Raw genomic sequence first — 5,564 nt, 5'->3', positions numbered from 1 at the left:
ACGGCGAACTGTCCAAGGACGTGAACCTGGCCGGCATGGAGGGCAAGGCGCGCCTGGCCGAGCGCGCCAAGCCGCTGCTGGGCGGCATCCCCGATGGTGCCTTCCGCGACCTGATGCAGCAGCGGCTGACCGAAATCACCGGCGTCGGCCAGCGCGCCGCTGCCGCGCCGCAGGCACAGGCGACGCCGTCCATGCGCGGCCGCAGCGGCGGGCCGGCGCCCAAGGTGAGCCTGGTGCGCGCGGCCATTGCCATGCTGCTTCAGCAGCCTTCGCTGGCCGAGGCGATCGAGCCGCCCTATCTGTTCGGCATCCTGCGCCAGCCCGGCATCTCCCTGCTGATGGAGATGATCGCCCTGGCTCGCGAGCGCCCGGGCATTGGCACCGGCGCCATCCTCGAGCATTTCGCCGAGCGCGAAGAGGGCGCGGCGCTGCAGAAGCTGGCCATGCAGAGCTTCCCGGGCGAACCCGCGACGTGGCGCGCCGAGTTCGTCGATGCCCTGGGCCAGCTTGATCGCCAGACCCGCCAGCAGCGCATCGAAGAACTGCAGGCCCGCATCAACGAAGTGGGCATGTCGGGCCTGGGCGACGCCGAAAAAGCCGAACTGCGCGAACTGCACTCCGGCCCCCGCTAAGCACTAACGCAGGAACGGCAGCAACTAACGGCAACTAACGGGGTCAGGTTCACTGCCTGCAGGAAGTGAACCTGAACCCGTTCCTGCCGTTCCTGCTGCGCGCTTGTGCTGCGGGTGGTGGGGTGGGTCCGGGGCGGGCAAGATGGGGCGATGAAGAGTTTCGAGTTCGCCCCGATCGCCGAGCGATTGTTTGAAGAGATCTACCGCCTGCTGGCCGCACTGCCGCTGCTGCTGGTCGCGCTGGTGATGGTGTTGGCGGCGGGATACCTGGGTGGCTGGCTTTCCCGCAGCGCCGCGGTCAGGCGACTGTCGCGCAGCAATCCCTTCCTGACCGATCTCACCCGAACCACGGTGCGATGGCTCGTAACCGCGCTGGGCGTGCTTGCGGCGCTGGAGCTGCTCAATGCCACGGCGATGGTGGGCGCCGTGCTGGGCACCGCCGGCATTCTGGGCGTCGCGCTCGGTTTCGCGTTCAAGGAGATCCTTGAGAACTATCTGGCGGGCATCCTGATGAGCGTGCGCCAGCCGTTTGCGCTGCGCGACCATGTGGTGATCGACGGCAACGAGGGCACGGTGGTGGCGCTGACTTCCCGCGCGACCATCCTGATGACGCCCGACGGCAACCACCTGCGGCTGCCCAACGCGATGGTGTTCCGCGGCGTGACGCTCAACTACACCCGCAACCCGAGCCGGCGTTTCGAATTCGACGTCGGCATCGGCGTCGAAGAGGACCTGCTGCTGGCACAGGACATCGGCGTGCGCGAGATGGCGCTGATCGAAGGCGTCATGGCCTCGCCGCCGCCGCGGGCCTTCATCGATTCGCTCGGCGATTCGAACGTGGCGGTGCGTTTCCAGGGCTGGGTGGACCAGGGCTCGAACGACTTCGCCCTGGTCAAAAGCGAGGCCATCCGACGCGTGAAGCTGGCGCTGGAGGCCGGCGGCATGGACATGCCCGAGCCGATCTACCGCGTACAGCTGCGGGAACCGCCGGCCGCCGGCCCCAAACCGGCGAAGCCGCCGGCCGCCCCGGCCGCAATCGTCGCGGACACCCGGGCCACGGCGCACCTTGCAGCGCAGATCCACCGCGACCGCCAGCACCACGGCGGCGAAAACCTGCTCGACCCGAACGCCCCGCGCGAATAGCGGCCTCGACGCCGCGTGCACGGCGCCGGGCTATGCTCGGGGTCCTGGCCGAAACCGAGATTCCTTCGATGCGCGTGATGCCGATGGGTCCCCTGCTTGTGTTGCTGGCGCTCGGTGCGCCGGCGTTCGCCGCCCAGCCCGCTCCGGTGGCGCGCGAGCAAACCGGCAACCGCATCAGTGAAAACGTGCCGGCGGTGCCGGCCGAACTGATCGAGCGCCTGGACCGCTACCAGAACACCCGCGGCGCCACCTTCCAGGGCTGGCTGCCCTACGGCGGCATGCTGGTGACCACGCGCTTCGCGGAAACCAACCAGGTGCACCGCGTGATGGCGCCCCTGGGCATGCGCGAACAGCTGACGTTCCAGCGCGAGCCCGTGCCGGCTGCGGTGGTGGCCCCCGGCGAAGACCCGAACTACGGCTTCGTCTACGGCCGCGACGTCGGCGGCGACGAATTCTGGCAGCTGCACTTCTACGACCTGGGCACGCGCCAGTCCACCCTGCTCACCGACGGCAAGCGCAGCCAGAACAACCGCGCCCTGTGGTCGCGCGACGGCGGCCAGCTGGCCTGGAGCAGCACCGCGCGCAACGGTACCGACTACGACGTCTGGGTGCGCACGCCCGACGGCAAGTCGCGCGCCGTGGTCGCTGAGGGCGGCCAGTGGCTGCCGCTGGATTTTTCGCCCGACGCCGAGCGCCTGCTGGTGTTGAACCTGGTTTCGATCAACGAGGCCTACCCGGGCGAAGTGGACCTGGCCACCGGCAAGCTTGAGATGTTCCCGGTCGACGGCGGCAAGGCGGCGTTCACCGATTTCCGCTACGGCAACGGCGATGGCTGGGTATATTACGTTTCCGACGAAAACAGCCAGTTCCGCAGCCTGCGCCGGCACCACCCCGAAAGCGGCAGGCTGGAGGTCATCAGCAAGGGCGTGCCCTGGGACGTCGACGCTTTCGACCTCTCGCCCGACGGCCAGTACCTGGCCTACGTCGCCAACGAGGACGGCATCGGCAAGCTGCGCGTCGTCACCCTGCGCGACATGGGCGAGGTCGCGCTGCCGGAAATCCCGGTCGGGGTGATCGCCAACATCGAATTCGCCCCCAATGGTTTCGACCTGGCCCTGACCCTCAACAGCGCCACCGCGCCCAGCGACGTGTACGTCGTGAACCTGGTGGATTCGAAGCTGGTGCGCTGGACCCAGAGCGAAGTCGGCGGGCTGGACGAAGGCACGTTCCGGATCCCGCGCCTGGTGCGCTACGAAACCTTCGACCAGGTGGACGGCAAGCCGCGCACCATCCCGGCGTTCTACTACCAGCCCGAAGGCAAGGGCCCCTTCCCGGTGGTGATCAGCATCCACGGCGGCCCGGAATCGCAGGCGCTGCCCACGTTCAACCCGGCCGTGCAGTTCATGGTCAACCAGCTGGGGATCGCGGTGCTGCTGCCCAACGTGCGCGGCTCGGCGGGCTACGGCAAGGATTACCTGCTGCTCGACAACGGCTTCAGGCGCGAGGACTCGGTCAAGGACATCGGCGCGCTGCTGGACTGGATAGCAAAGCAGCCCGAGCTGGACGCCTCACGAGTGGGCGTGGCCGGCGGCAGCTACGGCGGCTACATGGTGCTGGCCAGCATGGTGGCCTACAACGACCGCATCCGTGCCGGCATCGACACCGTGGGCATCTCCGACTTCGGCACCTTCCTCAAGAACACCGAAAGCTACCGCCGCGACCTGCGCCGGGCCGAATACGGCGACGAACGCATCCCGGAAATGAAGGCTTTCCACGACCGCATCGCGCCGCTCAACAACGCCGGCCGCATCACCCGGCCGCTGTTCGTGGCCCAGGGCCTGAACGACCCGCGCGTGCCCTACACGGAAGCCGAACAGATCGTGAAAGCGGTGCGCGACAACGGCGGCGACGTCTGGTACCTGGTGTTCACCGACGAAGGCCACGGCTTCCGCAAGAAGGCCAACAGCGATTGGTTCGGCGCCGCCGGCATGCTCTTCTGGCAAAAACACCTGCTCGACTGAAAACGGAAAACGGGAAAACGGGGTCAGGTTCACTTCATGAAACAAGTGAGCCTGACCCCGTTACTGCGCTTACTGCCCGGCGATCGGCTGCGGGGCGGGCTGGAAGGTCGGCTTGGGATGGCTCAGCTGATCCCGCTTCATCGCCTCGAATCCGCCGTCGCGCCATTCAAACCACACCGGCACCAGCACCGTGGACGGCTCGGCCTGGCCGGCGCGACGGGCCGGTTCAAAGCGCCAGCGCTTGATCGCCGCCAGGGCGTTGCGCTCATAGAGCGCGCCCAGCCGGTTCTCGTGCACCTTCGCGTCCACCAGCTTGCCCTTGGCGTCCAGCGACACCTGCAGGACCAAGCCGTCAGCCACCAGGGCGTCGCGCGGCACATGGGCTTCCCGCCCGGCCGGCCTGAGGACGCGCTCGTCCCGCACGACCTCGCCATTGGCCACCACCGCCACCTGCGGCGGCGGAACCTTGGCACCCCGGGGCAGCCTGGCCGGCATGGCGACCCGCACGCGCGGCGGGACGTAGTCGGCCGCCTCTGCCGCCGGATTGGCGCCGCCAACCGGGCTGAGCTGCGGCGCAGGCGCGCTGAGCTCACCGCGCGGCGTCGGCGGCGGCGGCAGCGGGATCCGGTCCGGGGACTCCACGAACACCGGCGGGACGGGCACGGCCAGCGGTGCGCGCGCGGGGACCGCCTGGCCGGGGCGGGAAACGTCGGCCGCCATCGGGGCCACGGCGAGCGCAGGCACCGCCGCCGGGGGCGCCGGGGGTGCGGGAGCCACGGGTGCGTCCGGAGTCCCCGAAGGCGCGGGCGGCGCGGGCGGCGCGGGAGCCACGCTCGCGGGGGCCGGCGGGGCCGGGGGCGCCGGCGGCGCCACGGAAGGATCCGAAGCAAGCGCCGCCCCGGTGGCCGCGACCGCCGGGTACGCCGCCCCAGCCGCGAACACTCCGGGCAGCACCGGCTCGGCATAGGCCACCCGGACCGGGCCGATGGCGGGCAGCGGCGGCATCGCCGCCGGCACGGCCGCCACGGCGATGGCCGGCAGCGTGATGAGGGTGGCGGGCTGCTGCTGCCAAAGGACGATGGCCGCGGCCGAGCTGGTAAGCACCGCAAGTCCGGCGCCCAACATCAGCCTGGCGGGGCCAGGCAAAGGCTTCTTGAGCATGGAAATTCTCCAGTTGAGGGGATGGCTGGACTGCCATGCGCAGCCGACCGGCAGTCCAAGGTCGGCCAGCTGCGTATTGAGGAGCGCGGTCGCATAGGCACGACCGGCGCGGGGATTGCGGGCGATCACGACGGCGTCGCAGGCCAGCTCCTGGTCCAGGCGCAGCTTGGCCGCGGCCAGGTGCACCAGGGGGTTGAACCAGAACAGGCAGCGCAGCGCGCAGGCCAGCGCATTCATCGGCAGGTCGCCGCGGCGCAGGTGCACGCGTTCGTGCGCCAGCACCAGTTCGCGCTGCTGCGGGTCGTAGCGATGGTCAAAGTCGGCCGGCACGACGATGCGTGGCCTGAGCAGGCCGATCACTACGGGACCGATGTCATCGGTGCTGGCCTGCCACAGCCCGACGTCGCGACGCCGCAGTTGGCCCAGCCGGCGACGGAAGCGACTCTGCTGGTGCCACAGCAGGCCGGCCAGAGCGAGGGCACCCGCGGCCCACAGCAGCAGCCCGAAGGTAGACCGGCTGGCCGGCGCCAACGCGGCGCTGGGCAGCAGCGCCTCGGTTGGCACGAAGTCTGGCGCGCTGTCGGTTGCGGTGTCGGTTGCGGTGTCG

Annotated in this window: 3 protein-coding genes and 1 pseudogene; 3 read left to right on the top strand and 1 reads right to left on the bottom strand. The window is 69.8% G+C overall.

From position 1 onward, the window contains the following. From K0M70_RS00810 to K0M70_RS00800, 3 genes and pseudogenes are all read left to right on the top strand, one after another. Positions 1 to 632: pseudogene (locus tag K0M70_RS00810) on the top strand (DNA primase); the annotation flags it as partial. Positions 633 to 782: 150 nt separating this feature from the next. Beyond that, positions 783 to 1,775, top strand: a complete 993-nt coding sequence (locus K0M70_RS00805) for a mechanosensitive ion channel family protein (protein ID WP_290778002.1) — start codon at positions 783 to 785, stop codon at positions 1,773 to 1,775. 32 nt (positions 1,776 to 1,807) lie between these two features. Further along, positions 1,808 to 3,796, top strand: a complete 1,989-nt coding sequence (locus K0M70_RS00800; RefSeq protein ID WP_290777999.1) for a prolyl oligopeptidase family serine peptidase — start codon at positions 1,808 to 1,810, stop codon at positions 3,794 to 3,796. A gap of 69 nt (positions 3,797 to 3,865) precedes the next feature. Here the strand turns inward: K0M70_RS00800 and K0M70_RS00795 are convergent. After that, positions 3,866 to 5,564: TonB family protein (locus K0M70_RS00795; RefSeq protein WP_290777996.1), on the bottom strand; the 1,699-nt coding region annotated here is incomplete at its 5' end.

It is taken from the genome of Arenimonas sp., from assembly GCF_019459675.1.
Classification (GTDB): Bacteria; Pseudomonadota; Gammaproteobacteria; order Xanthomonadales; family Xanthomonadaceae; genus Arenimonas.
The sequence above is the reverse complement of the archived record's forward strand: the minus strand, read 5'-3'. Positions and strand labels throughout refer to the sequence as shown.

Coding starts and splice junctions, on each gene's coding strand:
- K0M70_RS00805 (WP_290778002.1), top strand. CDS start 783: ATGAAGAGTTTCGAGTTCGCCCCGATCGCCGAGCGATTGTTTGAAGAG.
- K0M70_RS00800 (WP_290777999.1), top strand. CDS start 1,808: ATGCTCGGGGTCCTGGCCGAAACCGAGATTCCTTCGATGCGCGTGATG.